Raw genomic sequence first — 23395 nt, 5'->3', positions numbered from 1 at the left:
TCTTTGCCGCCTTTAAAACAGGTAGCAATGAAGTCGATAAGTTTTCACTTCTTGCCTCCTAATCATATCAATTGATTCACAATGAATTTTGACCGTAATACCGTCATCGGTTTCGTTGTCCTAGCGGTTCTGTTTTTTGGTTATTTCTTTTATACCAGTAAAGAACAACAAGCTTATCAAAAAGAGAAAGCCCGCCTTGATTCCATCGAGTTACTAAAACATCCTAAGCCCAATCCTGCACAACTGGCAAAGACTCTGCTCGTTTAGACTCACAACGTGTACAACAACAGGCTGGAGAGTTTGCAAGCGCTATAAATGGAACAGAAACCATTATCCCTGTAGAAAATGAATTCATTCGTGTAGGCTTCACCAATAAAGGTGGCCAACCTAAGTGGGTGGAATTAAAGGAATTTAAGGCTCCAGATAGCTCTACCGTAAAACTGGCAGCAACTGATTTTGATAAGTTTACCTATTCCATAAACACTGGCAATAATAAAACAGCTGACATCTCTAGCTTCTACTTTAGTGGTGGTCAGGTAACAAAAGATGCCAATGGAAACCAGGTAATCACCTTCCAATTGCAATCTCCACAAGGTGCTTTGGTACATCAATATGTTATTAAGCCTAAAAATTACTTTGTTGATTTCAACCTAGGAGTAGAGGGCGCCAATAATTTGTTATCTCAGAATCAAATCAACTTTACCTGGCAGAATCGTGCTGTACAGCTACAAAAGGATTTGAAGTATGAAAGACAACAATCCAATGTTGCTTATCGTGAAAACGGAGACTATGACCACTCTACTGCTTTAAGCAGTGATGCTGAAACCTTTAATAAGGGAGTAAACTGGGTGGCCGTTAAGCAACAATTCTTTAACTCAACCTTTGTTGCTAAAAATAACTTTACATCAGGTAGCATTCAATGGGTAACTCCAAAAACCGGAAATGTAGTAGTTGAAGCAACAGCCAATTTGAAGATGCAACTTCCTGCTGGAAGCAAAGCTAGTGTGCCATTAGGTATGTACTATGGTCCTACTGACTATAAGATATTGAAGCAGTATGGCAATGATATGGAAGATATGGTAAACCTGGGCAGCGGTATGTTTGCATTTGTAAAGTATATCAACCGCTGGATCGTAATCCCAGTGTTTGACTTATTCAAACAGCTGACCTCCAACTTTGGTATTGTTATCTTGCTTTTAACCTTATTTATTCGTCTGCTTATTTCTCCTTTAACATATACCAGCTACCTGAGCGGTGCTAAAATGAAGGTGTTACGTCCAGAAATTGAGCAGCTAAAAGCAAAGCATGGTGGTGATCAGCAGGCTATGAGCATGGATCAGATGAAGCTGTTCCGCGAAGCAGGCGTAAACCCACTAGGAGGATGTATTCCATCATTATTACAGATCCCTATCTTCTTTGCCTTGTACAGTTTCTTTAATTCAAATGTGGCATTAAGAGGTAAGAACTTTTTGTGGGCTCATGATTTATCACAGTATGACTCCATTGCTCAATTGCCTTTCAATGTACCTTTCTATGGCGATCATGTGAGTTTGTTTACCATTACCGCTATCTTAACCAGCTTGGCTATTTCATTATACAGTATGAATAGCATGCCTGATCAAGGTAATCCGGTAATGAAGTATATGCCTTATATCTTCCCGGTAATCTTGTTGTTTGTGTTTAACAGCTTGCCTGCAGGTTTAACATGGTATTACACGGTGTCAAACGTTATAACATTGTTATTGCAGTTTGTTATCCAGAACTATATCATCAACCATGATAAGATTTTGGCTAAAATGGAAGAAAATAGGAAAAAGCCAAAGACTAAGTCCAAGTGGCAAGAAAGAATGGAGCAAATGCAGGATCAGCAACGAAAAGTGCAGGAAATGCAACAAAAAATAAGAAGTAATTATACACATTTTGAAAGCCCCGCAAAAAGCGGGGCTTTTTCGTACGCAACTAATTGTGATATTTGATACGTCTTTACACTGAATAAAAACCCATGAAAAGATTCTTTTACGCAGCAACGGCTCTTTTATTAGGATGGAATACATCAGCAATAGCTCAGAAAAAACTGTCAGAAGGCACTATAGCTTATGATATTGTTATCAATACCAGCTCCAATAAACCTCAGGCCGCCGATTTTCTTGATGGTGCCACATCAACTGTCTATCTGAAAGGCAATAAAAGCCGTACAGAGATGGTGAGCTCTTTAGGTACCCAATCTACTATTATTGATGGAAGTAAGAATACCATTACTATTTTGAAGGAATATGGTGATCAGAAATACCTGATTAATTATACACCTGCCAACTGGAAAGAAGCCAATCAAAAAAGTGAAAAGGTAGATTTTACCTATACGGATGAAACAAAAACCGTTCTTGGATATAATTGTAAAAAAGCAATTGGTAAACTGGCTGATGGAACCTCATTCACAGTGTGGTATGCTACTGATTTAGTGCCTGATAATAAAGATTTTCAGTATTTAAATAGAACCTTACCTGGTTTGGCAATGGAGTATGAGTCAAACGTGGGCAATTTTAAGGTGACGTATACTGTTGCTAAGATAAACTTAAGCCCTGTGCCTGCAGCCAAATTTGACTTGCCAAAATCAGGCTTCCGTGTATTAAGCTATGAAGAAAGTAAAGGGCAATAGGTATTAATAAGACTGAGTGCCTGTACCAAGTTTTACTTTATTAAGTAAAACTTTCTTTTTTAAAGGAAGGGTATAAGTGGTATTGCCTTTTTGATAAGTAACAAAAGTGTTCATTAACACATATTGGTCATCAGGCTTATCCAAGCTGAAAACGGAATTACCTCTATAATTGTAAGTAGACTTTAAGGTAAAGGTTTTCACATGATTATATTCAGGCTTGAACCCCAATAAAGACTGGTTTGGAGAAGGAGTTCTTCTAAAACCTACATCTCCCAATGCGGCAAAGGCTGCCACAGAAATCGAAAAGCAAACTGCAGTTGCCAGTCTTCTTTTGGAGCAATTTCTTTTTATGAAGGAGGTTAGATTCATGTGTTTTGCAAAAATACTAAAAATTTTAACAATTACACTATTTTCGGGCATTTCTTTCTACATTAATTATACGCATGAGTTGTTAATTAGTTACAGAAAATTGGCTTTTTTCTGCATTATGTTATATTGTACTAGGAAATTATAGAATGATTACAGATCCCTATCAGAACGATAAAGAAGATATTATAGAGTTATTGAAACACTACAATAACCTTCGTTACGGTAAGAGCGCTGTCTTTTTAGAAGAAGAATCTTTCGAAAAAATTATTGATTACTACGACGACCAGGAAGACTACACAAAAGCACTTGAAGCTGTAGAAACGAGCCTGGAGTATTTTCCCTTTTCCTCTTCTTTATTACTTCGTAAAGCAAATATCTTATTGATTTCCAGGAAGTATCATGAGGCTTTAGAGGTACTGGAAAAAGCTGAAATGTTTGATGGTACGGATGTAAACCTTTATATCCTTAAAACAGATGCTTATCTGGCGCTGGACAAGCAAGAGCGTGCAGTTGAGCTCTTAGAGGAAGCTATTGCCCGGTTTGAAGGCGAAGAAAAGATTGAACTTTTGTTTGAGCTGGCTGATGTTTACGACGATTATGAGGAGTTTGAAAAAGTGTTTGATTGCTTACACATGATCTTGCAAGAAGATCCTACCAATCAAGAGGCGCTCTATAAGATCTGCTTCTGGACGGACTTTACTGGACGTAATGAAGAAAGCATTCGCCTGCATTTAAATATCATAGATGAACATCCTTATAATGAGTTGGCCTGGTTCAACCTGGCAGCTGCTTACCAAGGCCTGAAGCTGTATGAAAAAGCAATCGATGCCTATCAATATGCGATTGTGATTGATGAAAAATTTGATTACGCCTACCGCAATATGGGCGACGCTTATATACGTATTCGTAAATACCACGAGGCTATAGAAGCTTTAGAAAAGGTACTGGAGTTGTCTAAGCCGGAAGAAGTGATATATGAGGCTATAGGCCACTGTTATGATCGTTTGAAGAACTTCGCCCAGGCACGGTTTCATTACCGCAAGGCTTCTCATATGTCGCCAGATGACAGTAAGCTGCATTATAAAATCGCCTGTACCTATTATAACGAGGAGCATTGGGTAAGTGCCAGCAAACACTTAGAAGCGGCTTTAAAGATCCATCAATTACAAACAGAATATAATCTGTTGATGGGAGAGTGTAAGCTTAAATTAGGCTTAATTAAAGATGCTATAACCTATTTTACTACTGTAGTTAGAGCGAAGCCTAAGAATTCTGCTGGTTGGGAAGCTCTTATACGCTGCTTGTATCAGGCCGAATATTACGAGGAGGCCTACGATCAAGTGTTGGCCGCTTTAGAATACACACATCAGAAGCCGTTATTTATATACTATTTGGCGGCGGTTTTACTTGCTATGGGCAAACCGAAAGAGGCATTTTTATACCTAGAAGAGGCATTGCGTGCGGCTCCCCGTTCGCTAAACAAGCTTCTAGCCTTAGATTCAGCCATTTTGCAGAATAATGCGGTAATAGAAGTAATAGCTCGAAACAAACGCAAACGTTCTAAATAACAATTAGTCGAGGTAGTTCCCTAATTTTGCGACACTTTTTAAAGCATCAAACTGCAGAGAATGAATTTTAATTTGTCGCAAATTCCTGACAGGCATCAAAAGCCCCGTACCGCTGGATTAACAATGGTGATGGATAAAGGCTTAAGCGTAGAAGAAGCCAAAAACTTCATGAGCGTTGGTTATCCTCACGTAGATATCGTTAAGTTAGGTTTCGGAACCTCTTTCGTTACTCCTAATTTGGAAGCAAAGCTGGAAGTTTATCGTTCCTATAATGTACCTATTTATTTTGGAGGTACTTTATTTGAAGCTTTCTTAATTCGTAATCAATTTGACGATTACATAGCTGTTTGTAAAAACTACGGCATTCAGTATATGGAAGTAAGTGATGGTTCAATTACCATCCCTCATTCTGAGAAATGTGGATATATTGAAAAACTAACACAGCATGGTACTGTACTAAGTGAAGTCGGTAGCAAAGATGCGGCGCACATTATTCCTCCTTATAAGTGGATTGAATTAATGCGTGCTGAATTGGACGCTGGTGCTTCTTACGTAATTGCAGAAGCGCGCGAAGCTGGTAACGTAGGTATCTACCGTGGTAGTGGTGAAGTACGTGAAGGTCTGGTTCAAGAGATCCTAACGCAGATTCCTGCCGACAAGATCATTTGGGAAGCTCCTCAAAAAGCACAACAACTGTACTTTATCGAGTTGATCGGTTGCAATGTAAACTTGGGAAATATCGCTCCAACAGAGATATTAGCGTTAGAGGCCATGCGCGTTGGTCTTCGTGGCGATACATTCAACTTGTTCTTAAATAAAGAGCAGTTTAAATGAGACAGTTCGGTTTAATTGGTAAAACATTAACCCACTCATTTTCCAAAACATACTTTTCAAAAAAGTTTGAACAGGAGGGTATAGCCGACTGTTCTTATCAAAATTTTGAACTTCCTCAAATTCAGGATATTGATTCTTTATTGAGTCAATATCCTGACCTTAAGGGATTCAATATTACCATTCCTTACAAAGAGGAAATTCTTCCCTTCTTATTTCAACAAAATGAAATTGTTCAAGCTGTTGGTGCCTGTAACTGCGTAAAAGTTATTGACGGTAAGTTCTATGGCTTTAATACCGATGTTATTGGTTTTAGAGACTCATTGCAACCTCAGTTAAAGCCGCATCACACCAAGGCCTTGATACTAGGGTGGGGTGGCGCTGCAAAAGCGGTAGCATACACTCTAACTTCTTTAGGCATTGATTACTTAGTAGTGTCTAGAAAGAAAGCGGAAAAGACAATCACGTATAGTGATATCGATAAAGCTCTTTTGGAACAGTATACATTGATCATTAATACTACGCCTTTGGGCATGTATCCCAACATTAATGATGCACCGCAAATACCCTATAACCTTCTCTCTTCAAAACACTTCCTCTTTGATCTAATTTACAATCCCACACAGACCAAGTTTTTGCAATTAGGTGCTCAGCAAGGTTCTCAAACCGCTAACGGTTATGATATGCTGATTGGCCAGGCCGAAGAAAGCTGGCGAATCTGGAATACGCTTTAGCTTTTTTAATAGCAGAAAACAGTATACTTATAGTAAGGGGCTGTTACTAAAACGCTGCTAATCAGGTGTCTTGAGCAGAGTCCAAGTTTTACTTTATTATTTTAACAAGCCTTTCCAACTCAAGCAAACGAAACGATTTCTTGAATCTTTTCCCTTCCTTTTGTTCTACCTTTCGTCGGGGCTTCTTCGGGAATCCTTCGGGCTGCTACGAACAAGTCTCGAACAAGTCTCGAACAAGTCTCGAACAAGTCTCGAACAAAGGTGCATTTAGGTATATAGTAAATGTATGTAGGTTGAATTTAGCTAGTGGCTTTTTAAACCACTAGTAAGGTTAATAATATCAATGGCTTAAAGTCGCCCATTTTTAAAGTGCACTTTAAGCCAATCAATGCTTTTAAATACTAGGAGTAATTGAAACTATAGATCTTAATACAAGAGCAGATTGTAGTCAAATTGAAAATATATTGCAGGCTTTTTTTTAAATGATGTAGTCCAGTGAACGTTAAAGATAAATTGAACCTATGACTCTTTAGTTAGCTTAAGTGCTTTTGCAGCTGCAGGTGGTAAGGATGCTACTTTACGAGTATTATAGTCAAAACAAACCATGCCTGTTTTGGCCAATGCTACCACTACTTCTTTATCAGTGGTCTGCTTTGTTAATTTGTAATACAGGTCAAAGCCTACGCGGCTAGCATCTCCAGCAACCACAGATGCAATGATAGTTTCACCATAAAAAGCCTCTCCTTTAAATTCAATACCTACATCGCTCATGATGAGGCTAACGCCAGCAACGTTCATTTCTGTCCAGCCATAGCTTTTTAAGAATTGGAGTCTTGCCTCGTGCAGGATAGAAAGAATAGCATCATTGCCTACGTGGCCACCATAGTTTACATCAGAAATACGTACAGGTATAGAACAGGTAAACGAAAATTCTTTCGGTAGATCAATCTTGATTCTGGGCATGTTCAGGATTACTTATTTTCTTCAAGCGTCTTGATCATATCAATCAAGCCGGCAAAGTCGGTAGATGGAGTGACAAGCGAGGAAGCCATTTTGGCCTGCATAGTTTGAATATTCTCCTTGCAGGTAGAGCTTTTTTGCGCAGCACCTTTTACTGCACAGTCAAAAACGGCATAGGCTTTTTGGGAAAGACGTACAATTTGTCCATCTTCTTTAGCTACCACTTTATAGTGTTTGGTAATAATGGCTGTGTTCTCTTTTGGAGAAGTTGAAGCGGGTACACTAATACTTTCTTCTTTAATGGGTGTTATAGCTTTTACAGGCTCTTTATGCGTGTTTGTTGTACTTGTGGCCGGGGTGGCTTTTGGTGATGTTGAAAGCGGTTGAACTTGCTTAAGCACAGGTTGCTGTTTGGCAATGGTAGCAGTGGGCCTATTAATACCAAAGTTAAAAATGCCAAGAGCTATAAGTCCAAGAATAGCTGCAGCTGTGGCTAAGCGAAACCATTTGGTTTGATAAATAGGTGTTGTAACAGCTTTATTTGTAGAATGCTTTCCCAGTGTAGTCGCTATTTCATTCCATGCTGAAAAAGGGGGAGCAGCTTCATAATCATAAAGTCGCTCCTGCAAAGTAGAGGATGCATCATCTAAACGCTCTTCTATAGCAAGCCAAGCATCTTTAGGAGGTGTTGCCTCAAACTGTTGAAATTTATGTTGTAGTTGGCTGCTCATGTCTACGGTACTCTTTTATGTTTTTCGATATGCTTTTGCACTAATTCCTGTAAGATCGATTTGGCGCGCGATAGTTGTGATTTGCTGGTACCTTCACTGATACCCAGCATTTCGGCAATTTGCTTGTGTGTATAACCTTCTATTACATACATGTTAAACACTGTTCTATATCCCGGCGACAATTGCTGCACCAGATTGATAATGTCTTTTTCGGCCAAGCTGTCAAGTACCGATAGGTATTTGTTCTCTACCGTAGTTTCCTCTCTTTCTGTAATAGGCTGCAGGTATGATTTTCTCCTGAAGTGTTCAATAGCAGTATTGACAAAAATTCGGCGGATCCATCCTTCAAAAGACCCTTCTCCACGAAAGCTTCCAATCTTTCTGAACACCTTAATAAAACCCTCTTGCAGGATGTCTTCAGCTTCTTCTATATTCCCAGCATAGCGCAAACAAACACCATACATTTTGGGGGCAAACCGTTGATACAACTGCTGTTGCATTTTACGGTCTTCGCGTTGGCATCCTTCTATTAAGTCGGTATCGGAAATCATTTGGTTGCTTAAACCGCTCAAATTACTATTTTACTGCTACATCATTCAAAAATGCTACCAGTTTGCCTACGGCTTTGCGTCTGTGACTGTACTGGTTTTTCTCTTCCATGGTCATTTGGGCAAAGGTCTTTTGGGCACCGTCAGGTATAAAAATTGGGTCATATCCAAAGCCTTGAGATCCTATTTCTTCTTGAATAACCTGGCCTTTGCATATCCCTTCAAAAAAATGTTCTTCTCCGTTCCATACTAAGCAAATGACTGTTCTAAACTGTGCTTCACGATTGGCTTGGTCCTGCAATTGGGTCAATACTTTTTTAATATTATCGGCAGATGATTTGTCATCACCAGCATACCGGGCGCTTTTTACTCCAGGCTCACCATTAAGGGCTCTAATTTCCAAACCACTATCCTCACTAAAGCAGTTTGTACTAGTCATTTTATAAATAACAGTAGCTTTTTCCTGGGCATTTTCTTCAAGTGTAGGATGAGGCTCCGGAATGTCTTTGTCAATACCGGCTTCTTTTAATGTTATAATGGATAGCTGTTTGGGTAGTACAGCTCTGATTTCTTCAACCTTGTGTTGATTGTTCGTGGCAAATATGAGTTTCATGTAAAAGGGTTAAATAGCGAAAAGTTTCTTTAATGCTGTCCATAATTGTTTTTTGGCTGTAACATCTTGCTCTATGCTAGCCAAACTGGGCGCTTGTAAATAGGTGCGTTGATCAAATTCTTGGATTTGAAAGGGAGGGAAGTGTAGCGGTAAGCCAAATTCGATGGGAGTAAGGTTAAAGAGTAACACCTTCTTACTCTGTAATTCTTCCAGAAGCGATTGGTAATCTTTTTTAGGAAGATGACTCCAGTTGACAATGGCTACATCATCAATTCCTAGCTCGCATGCGCCTAATACTTTAGTAAAAAATGTTAATTCCTCCTCTGTTAAAAAGCTAACGCGATCGTCATTAACAATGACTAAAATGTGCCTGCGATTGTTGCCTAAATAGCTGATAGTACTGCTTTTGACTGGTTTTGCGCTTTCTTCAGTTGGCGTGCTCTTAGGCACAGCAATTGCATGTGTTTCTATCAAAGCATTAGCATATAGGTCTGTCAGTAATTGTGGTGTTAAATTTATTTGATTCAGGCTCATTGGTACTGCTTGGTTTTCACCCCTTATTAGAATTCTTTTTCGTTTATTTGCAGCGCTAAATTATATTATATATGCTTGTTAACAGGAGCTTCCCCCAATATTGCATCATATAATAGGATTTAACGTAAAACGATTGCTAAACATAAAAAAATCACATCTCTATCATGCTGGCTACTTCTGATATTACTATTAACAAGGTTGAGAGGAGCAAATTGCAGGATCTTAATCTGGAAAATTTACCCTTTGGAAAGTTCTTCAGCGACCATATGCTGGAAGCTGACTACGAAAACGGGGAGTGGAAAAACGTTGAAATCAAACCTTATCAGCCATTATTATTAAGTCCATCTGTAGCTGCACTGCACTATGGTCAGGCTATTTTTGAAGGTATTAAAGCCTACAAAGACCGCGAAGGCAATTCGTATATTTTCCGTCCGCAAGACAACTTCCGCCGCTTTAACATTTCTGCTGAGCGCATGCAAATGCCTGAAGTTCCTGAAGAGATCTTCATGGAAGGCATGAAGCAGTTAGTGGCATTAGATAAAAATTGGATCCCTCAGACAGAAGATCATTCACTTTATATTCGTCCATTCATGTTCTCATCAGACGAAGTAATTGGTGTGAAGCCGTCTGAATCTTATAAGTTCATGATCCTGTTAAGCCCTACAGGTCCTTACTATAATACCCCAATGCGTATTTATGTAGAAGAGCAATATGTGCGTGCGGTACCTGGTGGTATAGGATATGCTAAAGCTGCTGGTAACTATGGCGCTTCTATGTATGCTACAGCCCAGGCTAAGAAAAAAGGATACGACCAAGTATTGTGGACTGACGCTTTTGAACACAAGTATGTACAAGAGATCGGTACCATGAACGTGATCTTTATCATTGGTGATAAGGCTGTAACACCGGATCTAGGTGCTGGAACTATTTTGGCTGGTGTTACCAGAGATAGTGCCCTTACTTTATTAAAAGAAGCTGGATTTACGATTGAAGAGCGTCCAATTAGCGTAGATGAGCTTATTGATGCCTATAAAGCAGGAGTATTGTATGAAGTATTTGGTACAGGTACAGCTGCTACGATTACTATGATCAAGGAATTGCGTTACAAAGATTTCGTAATGAACTTTAACGTAGATCAGTGGAAAACAGCTCCAACTATTAAAAAATGGTTGACCGACATCCGCGAGGGGAAAAGAGAAGATAAGTATGGTTGGATGACCAAAATAGGATAATTGTCTATTAAAAGGTTTAACTATATAAATGCCCGGCCAAACGCCGGGCATTATTTTATCACAGAATGGTTCGTTTTAAGGCTGAAAAAGGGGTTTCTTTTTGTCAAAAAATCTTTAAAAGGGAAAAAAAACTGGAAACCAATATTGATAATCTAAATTTTCCCCTACCTTTGCCGTCCCAAAAATAAAGGTTTGTAATGCCTACTATTCAACAATTAGTTCGTAAAGGAAGAGAAATCATCCGTGCAAAAAGCAAGTCGAGAGCTTTGGATAGCTGTCCTCAGCGTCGCGGAGTATGTACCCGTGTTTATACTACAACACCAAAGAAACCAAACTCTGCGTTACGTAAAGTAGCCAAAGTTCGTTTGACCAATAAAGTTGAAGTTATCGCTTATATTCCTGGTGAAGGTCACAACCTGCAAGAGCACTCTATCGTGTTGATCCGCGGTGGTCGTGTGAAGGATTTACCAGGTGTGCGTTATCATATTGTTCGTGGTTCTCTGGATACTGCCGGTGTTAAAGACCGTAAGCAGAGCCGCTCTAAATATGGTACCAAGAAAGATAAAGGCGGTGCTAAACCAGCAGCTAAGGGCAAAAAATAATTATTTATAAAAACGACCGCAGTACAGAGTAAAGTTTTAATACTTGAAGACGTTCTGCCCCTGCGGTGACTTAAAAATTAAAATTCGATGCGTAAATCACAAGCGAAAAAGCTCCCTCTAGCTCCAGATCCTCGTTATAACGATAAACTGGTTACCCGTTTTGTAAACAATATCATGTGGGAAGGCAAGAAAAGTGTTGCTTACGAGATATTCTATGATGCTGTTGAAAAAGTAGCAAAGCAAACTGGTGAGGATGGCTATGAAGTATGGAAAAGAGCTTTATCTAATGTTACGCCTGCAGTAGAAGTACGCAGCCGTCGTATTGGTGGTGCTACTTTCCAGATTCCATCTGAGGTTCGTCAGGATCGTAAGATCTCTTTGAGCATTAAATGGTTGATCCGTTATAGCCGCGAGCGTAACGGTCGTAGCATGGCTGACAAATTAGCTAACGAAATCGTTGCTGCAAGCAAAGGTGAAGGTGCTGCTTTCAAAAAGAAAGAAGATACTCACCGTATGGCTGAAGCTAACAAAGCGTTTGCTCACTTTAAAGTATAATAAGTCAATTCTTTTGATATATATTACTAAAGGCACCCAATTGGGTGCTTTTTTTATTGAGCACTATTTACTGACGTAGTAGATATAAATAAAAAACCCGTTTTGACACTCAAAACGGGTTTTTTATTTATAGTGATTTACTTATGAACGATTGTTGTTCATATCGCCTTCATCTGCACCACCACTGGTAATATCAATATCGCTAGTATTTACATCAATAGCTTCATTGTTAAAGTCAGGAGCGGGGCTACCAACTGTATCACCCAGGCCTGTACTTAAATCACCAACTGGTTGATCTATAGACGTAATATCTTCTGTATTGGTAGTGCGAGTAGTTTCTGCAACATTATCACGACCTAATCCAGATGTGCCATTTGTAGAACGATTACCTACGTTGGTACGACGGCCACCAGATGCACTGCGCGTTTTAGCAGGAGTAGTGCTGCGGCTTGGTTTAGGCGCTACAGTACGAGTAGCAGAAGTGCCGCCAGAACGTGTTGCAGAAGAACCACCAGTTCTTGTAGCACTGCTTCCTTTAGTTGCCGGTGCTGCTTTTTTAGCTACTGCTGCTTTGGAACCTTTGCTAGCTGTTTTTACTGCTGCTTTGCTACCACCTTTTGCAGCTGCCTTTTTAGCCGGTGCTGCTTTTTTAGCGGCAACTTTTTTAGCAGGAGCAGCTTTTTTGGCTGCAACTTTCTTAGCAGGAGCGGCTTTTTTAGCTGCTGCCTTTTTCGGAGCTGCCTTTTTAGCTGCTGCCTTCTTTGCAGGGGCTGCTTTTTTAGCGGCAGCTTTAGAACCTTTCTTAGCTGCTACGCTACGACCGCCTTTAGCTGCTGATTTAGAAGCACCTTTAGATGCACTCTTAGAACTGCCACCTTTTTTTGCTGCTGCCTTGCTGGCTCCGCCTTTTTTAGCAGGAGCAGCTTTTTTGGCTGCAACTTTCTTAGCAGGAGCGGCTTTTTTAGCTGCTGCCTTTTTCGGAGCTGCCTTTTTAGCTGCTGCCTTCTTTGCAGGGGCTGCTTTTTTAGCGGCAGCTTTTTTGCTAACCGAACTACGGGTAGAAGATTTAGAAGCGGCTTTAGAAGCTCCTTTAGAAGCACCGCCACGGCTTACTGATTTGGATGCAGCTTTAGATCCACCTTTGCTAGCGCTTTTGCTTGCGCTTTTAGAGGTTTTTTTAGATGCTGTTTTTGTTGCACCCTTAGATGCGCCTTTTGAAATAGATCGGCCACCGCCTTTAGACGCTTGGCCACCTTTTTTAGCGGCTGCTTTCTTGGTTGCTTTTGCCATGTTTAATGGGTTTTGAGAGGGTTAATAAATTTTCAATGTTGGAAAAATACAACGATTGTAAGTGAATTGCAAAAATTGTGCGAAGGTAAAGTACTATTCCTTAACTACGTGCTATACATAATTGCTTTCATCTTTAACAAACAAAGTTTCGTTAAGATGCGGAATTGACCTGTATTTCATTACCTTTGCACCCTCAAATTCGAGAGTGATGAAAGGTGAATGTTAAGTTTAAATGAACTTGAGTTTACAATTCAATACAAATCTGATATTTGAAAAGTGGGCGGAAATGCAGGCAGGTAAAGCAATTGGGCGCTGCTAAGGTATGGAAATCCACATTAAAAAATTAGTACACAACAATCAATTTAATACTCATGGCAGACTTGAGATTTCAACGCAACTTTGGTATTGCCGCGCATATTGATGCCGGTAAAACCACTACTACTGAGCGTATCTTACGCTACACCGGTATGATTCACAAAATTGGTGAAGTACATGACGGTGCTGCTACCACTGACTGGATGGAACAGGAAAAAGAAAGAGGTATCACTATTACTTCTGCTGCTGTTAGCTGCCAGTGGAACTTCCCTACTGTAAAAGGTAAGGCTGATGCAAACACTAAAAAATATTATTTCAACATCATTGATACTCCAGGACACGTGGACTTTACTGTAGAAGTAGAGCGTTCTATGCGTGTATTGGATGGTTTGATTGCGTTATTCTCTGCTGTGGATGGTGTTGAACCTCAGTCTGAAACTGTATGGCGCCAGGCAAACCGTTACCGTGTACCACGTATCGGTTTCGTAAACAAAATGGACCGTTCCGGTGCTGACTTCTTAAACGTAGTTAAGCAGGTGCGTGAAATGTTAGGTGCTAAAGCTGTTCCTCTTCAATTGCCAATCGGTGCTGAAGATGACTTCAAAGGTGTAGTAGACTTAATTACTAATAAAGGTATCATTTGGCATATGGAAACTGAAGGTATGACCTTCGATGAGATTCCTGTACCAGAAGATATGAAAGAAGAAGTAGAATATTGGAGAGCTCAGTTGATTGAAGCTGTTGCTGAATACGATGATACTTTGATGGAGAAGTTCTTCGATAATCCAGACAGCATCTCTGAAGCTGAAATTCACGAAGCTATCCGTAAAGCTACCATCGACCTGAGCATCGTTCCAATGATGTGCGGTTCTTCTTTCAAAAACAAAGGTGTACAAACTGCACTTGACGCGGTTTGTCGTTACCTGCCTTCTCCAGTAGATATCGAAGCCATCACAGGTACAGATCCTAACACTGGTGAAGAAATTACACGTAAGCCAGATGCAAAAGAACCATTTGCAGCCTTGGCGTTCAAGATCATGACTGACCCATTCGTAGGTCGTCTGGCGTTCTTCCGCGCTTACTCAGGTAAGTTAGATGCTGGTTCTTATGTATTGAACGTAAGAAGCGGTAAGAAAGAGCGTATCTCTCGTATCATGAAGATGTTTGCTAACAAGCAAAACCCAATTGATTTCATTGAAGCAGGTGATATTGGTGCAGCTGTAGGTTTTAAAGAAATCAAAACTGGTGATACTCTTTGTGATGAGAACCACCCAATCGTTCTTGAAAACATGTTCATTCCAGAGCCGGTAATCGCTATCGCCATTGAGCCTAAAACTCAGGCTGACGTTGATAAAATGGGTATGGCTATCGCCAAGCTGGTTGAAGAAGATCCAACATTACGTGTAAACACAGACGAAGATACTGGTCAGACTATCCTGCGTGGTATGGGTGAATTACACTTAGAAATCATCATTGACCGTATGCGTCGTGAGTTCAAAGTGGAAGTAAACCAAGGTGCTCCTCAGGTAGCTTACAAAGAAGCTTTCCATAATACTGTTGAACACCGTGAGGTGCTGAAAAAGCAGTCTGGTGGTCGTGGTAAGTTCGCTGATATCATGTTCACTTTAGGACCTGTTGATGCTGATTGGAAAGAGGCAAATCCTGATAAGAACTTCCAGTTCGTAAACGACATCTTTGGTGGTTCTATTCCTCGTGAATTTATTCAACCAATTCAGAAAGGTTTTGAAGCTTCCATGACTAACGGTGCATTGGCTTCTTACCCTGTAGATAACATGAAGATCAGAATCTACGATGGTTCATTCCACGCGGTTGACTCTGATGCTATGTCATTCGAATTGTGTGCTAAGCAAGGTTTCCGTGAAGCTGCCCGTAAAGCAAAACCAGTATTACTTGAGCCAATCATGAAAGTAGAAGTATTGACTCCAGACCAATATATGGGTGATGTAACAGGTGACTTGAACCGTCGTCGTGGTATGATGGAAGGTATGGATACCCGTGCTGGTGTACAGGTAATCAAAGCAAAAGTTCCATTGAGTGAAATGTTCGGTTACGTAACTCAATTACGTTCTTTATCTTCTGGTCGTGCATCATCTACCATGGAGTTCTCTCACTATGCTCCAGCTCCAAACAACATCGCTGAAGAAGTGATTGCTAAGAGCAAAGGAAAAGTGAGCGCTGAATAATAATTCATTGCTTTTTATATGAGCCCCGCTTTTTGGCGGGGCTTTTTTTTATGCCTAATGGGCAAGAATAGGCGGTTATAAATAAGGGTTATAACTAGTATTTGTGTATGTATAACCCTTTGTTTTAATAAAAGTTTTGGGCGCGATTAAACTTAAGGGATTCCTAACGGTCTGTTAGTGTAATGTTAACCGAGCAAACACCTGCTCACCTAAAAGTATTTTATGATGCTTAGAAAAACACTCTATGGTTTATCCGTACTGACCGCTGCTGCCCTTTTAACTTTTACGTCTTGCAACAAGGAACACTCCAGCACAGGAGGGGCCGATAAAGCCCGTTTACAAGTAGCTCTAACAGATGATCCTGGGGATTATGACGCTGTATACATTGACTTACAAGATGTGCGCATCAATTATTCTACAGACACATCTCAAGGTTGGGTAAGCTTGCCTAACGTAAAAAAAGGTGCCTATAACCTTCTGGACTTAGTAAATGACAAGGATACTTTATTGACAGATGCTGATATTCAGCCAGGTAAAATTGAACAGATTCGTTTGATCCTTGGCACTAATAACTATGTATTGGTGGATAGCGTAAAGTATATGCTTACTACACCAAGTGCACAACAATCTGGATTAAAGATCAATATTCACCAAGATTTGAATGAAGGCATCACATACAAACTATTATTGGATTTTGATGTGGCTAAGTCTATACATCAAACTGGTAATGGAAATGGTAACGGCAAGTATATGTTGAAGCCTGTGATCCGTGCCGTAATGCAAGCAATGGGTGGTTCTATCCGTGGTTTTGTGTTACCAGACTCTGTACGTACTTCTGTTCTTGCCATTCAAGGAACTGATACAGTAGCCAGCACCTATACAGCTGCTGGTAGCTATATAATCAAAGGCTTAAATGCAGGTACTTATGACCTTCATTTCTTGCCATCTGACAGCGCAATTTCGAATAAAGTAAAAACAGGAGTAACTGTAACGAACAACGTTGTTACTACTGTGGATACCCTGCGCTTACAATAATTGTGTTTTTTTGATGAATGATAGACGCCACTCCGATTCTTCGGAGTGGCTTTATTTTTTCTTGTTTGTCATTAATACAGTAGTAGATGTTTCAAATAGATCGTGATGAATAGCTACCGTATCTAGTTTTAATGATTCTAATTCAGGAAGCAATTTTTCCCGAGAAATCACTAAGGCTTCATTTGTTTTTAAATATTGTTGTAGTGAGTCTTTATTATCAAAAACCCGAACGCGCTTGGGTAAGTAATAAGTAAACGAAGGGTGAAAGATCTGGTACGCAACTACATTATCGTACTGCTTGACTTTATCTATGGTCTTTGAAAGTGGGTTATTGTTGTAAACCATGGGGTAGAGGTAGTTCAACAAAACCAGATTGAACAGGATATAAAAGCCAAACAAAGCAGTTACGGCTGTTTTAAATCCTGAGCGTTTATGCAAATAAAGTGATACTGCCGCAGCAACAGTAAGAATAGCTGTTAGGAGCGTTTGGTTTTCAAATCCTCTTGTTTCTACCTCGCCTTTGATACCAAAATAAGCAGCAATAGGAATGGCCAGGTTAATAACCAATAGAATCCAGAAAGGATACTGTTTTATCTTAGTTTGTCCGGATACACCAATCGAAATTAAATAGCCCAGTAAAATAGCCACAAAGGAATAACAAGGCATAGGGTAGTTGGGGAGCTTTGTTCCAGAAATACTATAAAACACGACAAAGGCTAGCGAAATGCAAAGCGCCATTCGAAGGAATGATTGACTGTAACGCTGGCGAAAGTCTTTAACCGCTTCACCAATAAAAGAAGAACCTGGCAGCAACCCTACCAACACAAATAGTGGCACTATGATAAATAAACCACCGTGCCCCTCCATAGGCTCAGAGAAACGGCCAAGATTGTGCTGTAAGAAAAAGCCTTTTGTCCACTCGCCATTTGTAGCTTGATGCACCAATACATACCAGGGCACTGAAATAGCCAGCATTACTATACCTGCAGCCAGGATGTGCCAATGGAAGATGGCTTTCCACTTCTTCTCCCAAATTAACCAGGATAGTAAACCTAACCCAGGTAGGACAACAGCAACAGGGCCTTTCGCCAAGATTCCTAGACCAAAGGAAACAGCACTTACCAGTAGCCAGCTGAACTTCTTTTCCTGGAAATAAGCATATGCTGTAAAAATGGATAAGGTATTAAAGAAGATCAAATAAGGGTCAGGAACTGACATCCGAAATTCAAATAGCCAGTGGGAAGAAGCCAACAGAACTGCACTTGTGGTAAAGGCTGCTAGTTTAGTAGTATAACGAGCCGTAAAAATATAGGTGATGGCTATTGTCAGAACACCAAAGACTGCAGAAAAGATGCGTGCGCCCCACTCAGTAGCACCAAAAAGTTCAAAGCCGCCAAACATAAAGAAGTAATGAATGGGGGGCTTGAGTGTACGCAGCTCTCCATTAAAAGTGGGCACAATCCAATCGTGGCGTTCCCACATTTCACGCGCACACTCTGCATTGCGTACCTCATCATAGATCCATAAAGGCATTTTGCCTAAAGAAGGAAAAAGAAGTACGGCAGAAAGAAGGATTAAGAACCAGAAAGATTTGTCGAACGTTTTAGATTGTGGCACCTGTGTCAGTTTTTCAGGGCACAAAGGTAGTTGCTATATACTGTCTTCTTTCAGCGGGTCGTGAAAAATAAAATACGCGCCCCATATAGAAGAAAGCAGGTTACTTAAATAGAATAACAAGCTAATAATCACTGCCACATGAGCATCTAAATGAAAGAATGTAGCACCCTGAACAAAGATAAACTCCCGAGTACCTAAGCCACCGCCTAAAGAAATGGGGGCCACGGAAACAACGGATGCTACCAAGAAGATAAAGATCCATTCAGGCTGATGAGGAGCCATTCCCAAGGCCGCAAACACATCTTTTAAGCTGAAGAGTATGCAATACAAGCAAACCACCTGGAAGACCTGTACAGCCATCCCCCAGAGGAAGGTAGGCCAGAAGCCTGGTAAGAAATCTTTAAAGATGAATCGAACGACAATATAAAGCGCTGCAATGGCCAAGATAGCTCCAGCAATCAAAATCACATCCCACCACCAGATATCTAATACAATAGCCCCATATACGGCCATGATCACACCAAGTGCTAATAAACCACTAAATCGATCAAGTAAAACTGCTATACTTGTTTTTTTGTAGGGGGCATTGTGCTTACGGTTGAGTATAATAACCTTATAGGCATCACCACTAATGGAACCGGGAAGGAAGAGGTTGTAAAACATGCCTAACCAGTAGAGCTTGATGTTTTTCCATTCAGTTAGTTTAACATTAATATTACGGAAGTTAATGTTGAGTCGGAATGCCGCTAACAGCTTTGAAAACATGAAGGAAAGAACCGCTAATAAAAGTAACCACCAGTTGGCTTTCCAGAGGGCATCGAAGGCTTTAGAGAAATCGATCTTTGTAGAGATATACCAAAAACACAGCGCCGTAATAAGGATCTTAAAGAGCAATTTGATCAGCTTTTTGCCAGCTGATTCTTGCTTCTCTACAACAATATCTGCCTCAGGTTGCATGCCTTAAATTTAGTTCAACAGAAAAAACGCTGCAAGTAAGCGCAAAACCATGAATTAAAAAATTGTATTGCAGAGAGAATAGGGGCTAGGGAGAAAAGGAGCTAAATTTTAAAATTTCATATTACAAGATTTCATGTTGCAGGTTTCAGCCTTCCGTTCGCAACATGCCTGCGAGTATTGATGTCACTCCTTATCAGGCTGAATTGGTTTCTGTAACAGCTTTTCCTAAAAGAGTTTATTAGGGCTCATCACTTTGACTTGGTTCTCAGGTGGTTGCATTAGAATTTTACTTTACAATTGATGGATGTAAGTAGGAGTAGTATAGGAGGATGGAAGGAGGAGTAGTGAATGTGGAAGGCAGGTAGAGGGCTTTATCTGTGCAGTTGGTACGGACTTACCTACAGAAGAGGTACAGGAGAGGTACAGACTAGGTACAGATTAGGTACAGGAAAGGTGCAAGAGACTAAGGAGGGCAGCGCGGCAGAAGCCTAGCTCGTGAGTGGTGAGTAATGATTGATTAGTGATGACAGTACATAAATAGTGGGTTTTTACTGGTTGTAAAGTGAACTATATCCACAGTACGCCGGCAAGAAAAGGAATAATGAAGAAAAGTGATAAAATGAAAAGCTAAACAAGACGCATAATATATTAGTAGTCAATAGTGTATGTCTAGAGTTACTGGGTAACTATTTATTTTTTTGACTTAATACTGTAGAGATAAAAAAGGTGTTCTTTTTTAAATTAACTTACAACCGAAAGAATCTTCTGACAGGTATTAAAGCTTTCTTCACAAAATTTCTTTGGGAAACTTTTGTCTGTGTAAAAAACTCCCCTTACCTTTGCACTCCCATTCCAAAAATGGGTTTGGACTTATGTCACAGAGAATTAGAATCAAATTACAGTCTTTCGATCACAACCTGGTAGACAAATCAGCTGAGAAAATTGTTAAGACAGTTCGCAGCACAGGTGCAGTAGTAACAGGTCCTATTCCTCTTCCTACTCGTAAAAAGATCTTTACAGTTTTGCGTTCACCGCACGTAAACAAAAAGAGCCGTGAGCAGTTTCAGTTAGCAACTCATAAACGCTTATTAGACATCTATACGTCTTCTTCAAGAACGGTGGATGCTTTATCTAAGCTAGACCTGCCTTCAGGTGTTGAGGTTGAGATCAAAGCGTAAAAGATCAAAGCCGAAAAGGAATCACATCCTTTCCTCATAGGAGGAGTAAAAGTGAAATAGTTCTTATCAACTAATTATTTGTCATCTCTCAATCTTAACCCGCTTTATGTGGGGGATGAAAAAAGAGCTCTGAATATATCATTGTGGATGAAAGTAGATCGGACGGGATCTGATCCAACTGCAACCACGCTTAACATATAAACAAGCCCTTCGAGGTTTGTTTGTCACCGGTACTTCCCCAGACAGAAAGTGTCGACTCGGGAAAAGGTCGGTGATAAACCAGGATTGAAGATTCCATATTCCAGGGATCTGTCTTGTACAACCTTGCGGGGAAAAACCGTAAGAAAAAATGAAAGGAATCATTGGTAAAAAAATTGGGATGACCAGTGTCTTCGATCCAGGTGGTAAGCAAATTGCCTGCACAATTATCGAAGCCGGTCCATGTGTAGTTACCCAAGTTAAGACTGAAGCTACTGACGGCTACAATGCCCTCCAGATCGCGTACGGCGACAAGAAAGAAAAGCACACTATTGCTGCTGAAAAAAATCACTTCGTTAAGGCCAATACTGCGGCCAAGAAATTCGTAAAAGAATTTAGAAATTACTCTGAAGAAAAAAATATCGGTGATACTATCACTGTTGACATTTTCGCTGAAGGCGAAAAAGTTGATGTAGTGGGTATTACAAAAGGTAAGGGTTTCCAGGGTGTTGTTAAACGCCATGGTTTCTCTGGTGTGGGTGAAGGTTCTCACGGTCAGCACGATCGTCAAAGAGCTCCAGGTTCTATCGGTGGTTCTTCTTATCCTTCAAGAGTATTCAAAGGGATGAGAATGGCTGGCCGTATGGGTACTGACAGAGTAAAAGTTAAAGGCTTAAAAATCGTTAAGGTTTTTGCTGACAAAAACTACATATTGGTAAGTGGTTCTGTTCCAGGCCACAATGGTTCAATCGTTTTAATCCAGAAGTAATCATGCAACTGAAAGTATTAAACATACAAGGACAAGAAACAGGTAGAACTGTTGAGCTTCCTGAAGAAATATTTGGTGTTGAGCCAAATAACCACGCTATCTATTTAGCTGTTAAACAATATTTAGCTGCACAGCGCCAGGGTACACACAAAGTAAAAACCCGTGCTGAAGTAAAAGGTGCCAGCCGTAAGCTGCATAAGCAAAAAGGTACTGGTGGTTCTCGTAAAGGTAATATCCGTAACCCTTTATATAAGGGTGGTGGTACGATCTTCGGACCTAAACCTCACAAATACGATATCAAATTGAATCGTAAAGTGAAGGACCTGGCTAAGATCTCTGCTCTTTCTCATAAGGCAAAAGATAATGCTATTGTAGTTGTAGAAGATTTAAACTTCGAAACTCCAAAGACTAAAAACTTCATGAACATCATGAGCAGCTTGAAAGTAGCTAAGAAGAAAATGATGTTTGTACTGCCTGAGTACAATGATGTAGTATATGCAAGCTTACGTAATGTTCCATCTGTCTTAGGTGTGTTACTGAGTGATGTAAATACATACGACATCGTTAACTCTGAAGTATTAGTGTTAACTGAAAGCGTTGCAAAAATTTTTGCAAGCGAAGAAGCTGAAGTAGCAGCTTAATTTTTAAAGACTTAAAAAGAATTCAGATGAAACTTTCTGAAGTATTGATAAAGCCCATTTTAACTGAGAAAGCAAATAGCCAGCAAGAGAGCTTGCGTCGTTACGCTTTCAAAGTGGCTCGTAAAGCGAATAAGCTTGAAATTAAAAAAGCGGTAGAAGAATTTTATGGTGTTACTATCACTGATGTAAATACAGTAGTAGTTCCAGCTAAAAACAAAACCCGCTATACAAAAAAAGGTTTTACTAAAGGACAGAAATCTGCTTATAAAAAAGCCTTGGTAACTGTAGCTGAAGGTGAAACAATTGATTTGTATTCTAATATTTAATTAGTTAACACGAATGGCCTCAACAGCCGCAAATGTTGATAAAGAAAAGTAAGTCATGGCATTAAGAAAATTTAAACCCATTACGGCCGGTACTCGTTGGAGAATCGGTAATGCATATGTAGAGGTTACTACTAACGTTCCAGAGAAATCATTAGTAGAAAGCAAAAAAGGCACTGGTGGCCGTAACTCATCTGGTCGTCGTTCTATGCGCTACATCGGTGGCGGTCATAAGAAGGCTTACCGTATCATTGATTTCAAACGTAATAAGAAAGAAATCCCTGCTACAGTAGCTTCTATCGAGTACGATCCAAACCGTACAACTTTCATCGCGTTGTTGAACTACGCTGATGGTGAAAAAAGATATATTCTAGCTCCTCAGGGCTTAACAGTAGGTATGACTGTTGTTAGTGGTGATGCAGTAGCTCCTGAATTAGGTAACTCTTTGATGTTGAAAAACATGCCTTTAGGTACTGTTGTTCACAACATTGAAATGCAGCCTGGTCAAGGTGGTAAGATTGCAAGAAGCGCTGGTTCTTCTGCACAGCTTTCTAACAAAGAAGAGAAATATGCTGTGTTGAAAATGCCAAGTGGTGAGTTAAGAAAAGTATTGATCAATTGTTATGCAACTGTAGGTGTTGCTTCAAATGGCGATCACCAATTGCAATCAATGGGTAAAGCTGGTCGTAACCGTTGGAAAGGTATTAAACCAAGAAACCGTGGTGTTGCGATGAACCCAGTAGATCACCCAATGGGTGGTGGTGAAGGTAGAGCTTCTGGAGGTCAACCTCGTTCTAGAACTGGTAAGTACTCTCGTGGCTTGAAAACACGTACGAAGGGTAAAGGAAGCGATAAACTGATTATCCAACGTAAGAATGGTAGCAAGCTGGCTAAATAAGCCTGTTACTGAAGTCAACCAGAAACATTAAACTAGA

Annotated in this window: 25 protein-coding genes; 16 read left to right on the top strand and 9 right to left on the bottom strand. The window is 40.1% G+C overall.

Annotated features, from left to right (window positions below; genetic code table 11):
- Positions 1-81: 81 nt before the first annotated feature.
- The 3 genes from SY85_RS25895 to SY85_RS06340 are packed head-to-tail and all read left to right on the top strand — an operon-like array spanning position 82 to position 2656.
- Positions 82-267 (top strand): hypothetical protein, encoded by a 186-nt coding sequence (locus SY85_RS25895; protein ID WP_066402554.1) that lies wholly within the window; start codon positions 82-84, stop codon positions 265-267.
- Between the two features lie 44 nt (positions 268-311).
- Positions 312-1976, top strand: coding sequence for a membrane protein insertase YidC (yidC, locus tag SY85_RS06345; protein ID WP_226999087.1), 1665 nt, complete (start codon positions 312-314; stop codon positions 1974-1976).
- 26 nt (positions 1977-2002) lie between these two features.
- The gene (locus SY85_RS06340) at positions 2003-2656 is read left to right on the top strand and encodes a DUF4412 domain-containing protein (RefSeq protein ID WP_066402543.1); all 654 of its coding nucleotides are present in this window, start codon (positions 2003-2005) and stop codon (positions 2654-2656) included.
- Positions 2657-2659: 3 nt separating this feature from the next.
- Here the strand turns inward: SY85_RS06340 and SY85_RS06335 are convergent, their stop codons facing one another.
- The gene (locus SY85_RS06335) at positions 2660-3025 is read right to left on the bottom strand and encodes a hypothetical protein (RefSeq protein WP_148661125.1); all 366 of its coding nucleotides are present in this window, start codon (positions 3023-3025) and stop codon (positions 2660-2662) included.
- A 146-nt stretch (positions 3026-3171) separates the two neighbouring features.
- On the opposite strand from SY85_RS06335, the gene SY85_RS06330 reads away from it, so the two are divergent.
- Genes SY85_RS06330 through SY85_RS06320 form a run of 3 tightly spaced genes read left to right on the top strand, consistent with a single transcriptional unit; the run spans position 3172 to position 6158 of the window.
- Complete coding sequence (locus SY85_RS06330; protein WP_066402536.1) at positions 3172-4593, top strand: tetratricopeptide repeat protein; 1422 nt, start codon at positions 3172-3174, stop codon at positions 4591-4593.
- A gap of 60 nt (positions 4594-4653) precedes the next feature.
- Positions 4654-5427, top strand: coding sequence for a phosphosulfolactate synthase (locus tag SY85_RS06325; protein WP_066402535.1), 774 nt, complete (start codon positions 4654-4656; stop codon positions 5425-5427).
- Positions 5424-6158 carry a shikimate dehydrogenase family protein gene (locus tag SY85_RS06320; protein WP_066402534.1) on the top strand — a complete coding sequence of 245 codons (735 nt, stop codon included), beginning with the start codon at positions 5424-5426 and terminating at the stop codon, positions 6156-6158. The genes SY85_RS06325 and SY85_RS06320 overlap by 4 nt, the downstream gene beginning before the upstream one ends.
- 519 nt (positions 6159-6677) lie before the next feature.
- On the opposite strand, the gene SY85_RS06315 is transcribed toward SY85_RS06320, so the two are convergent.
- The 5 genes from SY85_RS06315 to SY85_RS06295 are packed head-to-tail and all read right to left on the bottom strand — an operon-like array spanning position 6678 to position 9544.
- Positions 6678-7121, bottom strand: a complete 444-nt coding sequence (locus SY85_RS06315; protein WP_066402533.1) for an acyl-CoA thioesterase — start codon at positions 7119-7121, stop codon at positions 6678-6680.
- 8 nt (positions 7122-7129) lie between these two features.
- A complete protein-coding gene (locus SY85_RS06310; protein WP_066402529.1) occupies positions 7130-7849 on the bottom strand; it encodes a hypothetical protein in 720 nt (239 codons plus the stop codon).
- A 2-nt stretch (positions 7850-7851) separates the two neighbouring features.
- The gene (locus SY85_RS06305) at positions 7852-8400 is read right to left on the bottom strand and encodes an RNA polymerase sigma factor (protein WP_066402528.1); all 549 of its coding nucleotides are present in this window, start codon (positions 8398-8400) and stop codon (positions 7852-7854) included.
- Positions 8401-8425: 25 nt separating this feature from the next.
- Positions 8426-9010, bottom strand: coding sequence for an RdgB/HAM1 family non-canonical purine NTP pyrophosphatase (gene rdgB, locus SY85_RS06300; RefSeq protein WP_066402527.1), 585 nt, complete (start codon positions 9008-9010; stop codon positions 8426-8428).
- Positions 9011-9019: 9 nt separating this feature from the next.
- The gene (locus SY85_RS06295) at positions 9020-9544 is read right to left on the bottom strand and encodes a hypothetical protein (protein ID WP_066402526.1); all 525 of its coding nucleotides are present in this window, start codon (positions 9542-9544) and stop codon (positions 9020-9022) included.
- A gap of 164 nt (positions 9545-9708) precedes the next feature.
- Here SY85_RS06295 and SY85_RS06290 point away from each other — a divergent pair, with 164 nt between their 5' ends.
- The 3 genes from SY85_RS06290 to rpsG all read left to right on the top strand — a co-directional run bounded on the left by SY85_RS06290 (position 9709) and on the right by rpsG (position 11933).
- The gene (locus SY85_RS06290) at positions 9709-10776 is read left to right on the top strand and encodes a branched-chain amino acid aminotransferase (protein WP_066402525.1); all 1068 of its coding nucleotides are present in this window, start codon (positions 9709-9711) and stop codon (positions 10774-10776) included.
- A gap of 197 nt (positions 10777-10973) precedes the next feature.
- Positions 10974-11378, top strand: a complete 405-nt coding sequence (rpsL, locus tag SY85_RS06285) for a 30S ribosomal protein S12 (RefSeq protein WP_066402521.1) — start codon at positions 10974-10976, stop codon at positions 11376-11378.
- 87 nt (positions 11379-11465) lie between these two features.
- Positions 11466-11933, top strand: a complete 468-nt coding sequence (rpsG, locus tag SY85_RS06280) for a 30S ribosomal protein S7 (RefSeq protein WP_066402519.1) — start codon at positions 11466-11468, stop codon at positions 11931-11933.
- 141 nt (positions 11934-12074) lie between these two features.
- Here rpsG and SY85_RS25780 read toward each other — a convergent pair whose 3' ends face one another.
- Positions 12075-13223, bottom strand: coding sequence for a hypothetical protein (locus tag SY85_RS25780; RefSeq protein WP_071890947.1), 1149 nt, complete (start codon positions 13221-13223; stop codon positions 12075-12077).
- A 371-nt stretch (positions 13224-13594) separates the two neighbouring features.
- Between SY85_RS25780 and fusA the strand changes: the two genes are divergently transcribed.
- Both fusA and SY85_RS06265 read left to right on the top strand, forming a co-directional pair.
- Positions 13595-15742: an elongation factor G gene (fusA, locus tag SY85_RS06270; protein WP_066402516.1), complete on the top strand. Its 2148-nt coding sequence runs from the start codon at positions 13595-13597 to the stop codon at positions 15740-15742.
- Between the two features lie 222 nt (positions 15743-15964).
- Positions 15965-16777, top strand: a complete 813-nt coding sequence (locus SY85_RS06265) for a DUF4382 domain-containing protein (RefSeq protein WP_099459373.1) — start codon at positions 15965-15967, stop codon at positions 16775-16777.
- Positions 16778-16828: 51 nt separating this feature from the next.
- Here the strand turns inward: SY85_RS06265 and SY85_RS06260 are convergent, their stop codons facing one another.
- Both SY85_RS06260 and SY85_RS06255 read right to left on the bottom strand, forming a co-directional pair.
- A complete protein-coding gene (locus tag SY85_RS06260) occupies positions 16829-18394 on the bottom strand; it encodes an ArnT family glycosyltransferase (protein ID WP_066402514.1) in 1566 nt (521 codons plus the stop codon).
- Between the two features lie 33 nt (positions 18395-18427).
- Positions 18428-19351 (bottom strand): lysylphosphatidylglycerol synthase transmembrane domain-containing protein, encoded by a 924-nt coding sequence (locus SY85_RS06255; RefSeq protein WP_066402512.1) that lies wholly within the window; start codon positions 19349-19351, stop codon positions 18428-18430.
- An 872-nt stretch (positions 19352-20223) separates the two neighbouring features.
- Between SY85_RS06255 and rpsJ the strand changes: the two genes are divergently transcribed.
- The 5 genes from rpsJ to rplB all read left to right on the top strand — a co-directional run bounded on the left by rpsJ (position 20224) and on the right by rplB (position 23358).
- A complete protein-coding gene (rpsJ, locus tag SY85_RS06250; protein WP_066402508.1) occupies positions 20224-20529 on the top strand; it encodes a 30S ribosomal protein S10 in 306 nt (101 codons plus the stop codon).
- A gap of 349 nt (positions 20530-20878) precedes the next feature.
- Complete coding sequence (rplC, locus tag SY85_RS06245) at positions 20879-21496, top strand: 50S ribosomal protein L3 (protein WP_066402506.1); 618 nt, start codon at positions 20879-20881, stop codon at positions 21494-21496.
- 2 nt (positions 21497-21498) lie between these two features.
- Positions 21499-22137 (top strand): 50S ribosomal protein L4, encoded by a 639-nt coding sequence (gene rplD, locus SY85_RS06240; protein ID WP_066402504.1) that lies wholly within the window; start codon positions 21499-21501, stop codon positions 22135-22137.
- A gap of 26 nt (positions 22138-22163) precedes the next feature.
- On the top strand, positions 22164-22463 hold the full coding sequence (gene rplW, locus SY85_RS06235) for a 50S ribosomal protein L23 (protein ID WP_066402502.1): 300 nt from the start codon (positions 22164-22166) through the stop codon (positions 22461-22463).
- A gap of 55 nt (positions 22464-22518) precedes the next feature.
- The gene (rplB, locus tag SY85_RS06230; RefSeq protein ID WP_066402500.1) at positions 22519-23358 is read left to right on the top strand and encodes a 50S ribosomal protein L2; all 840 of its coding nucleotides are present in this window, start codon (positions 22519-22521) and stop codon (positions 23356-23358) included.
- The last annotated feature ends 37 nt before the right edge of the window (positions 23359-23395 follow it).

The organism is Flavisolibacter tropicus (assembly GCF_001644645.1).
Lineage (GTDB): Bacteria > Bacteroidota > Bacteroidia > Chitinophagales > Chitinophagaceae > Flavisolibacter > Flavisolibacter tropicus.
This window is presented reverse-complemented; position numbering and strand designations above follow the sequence as displayed.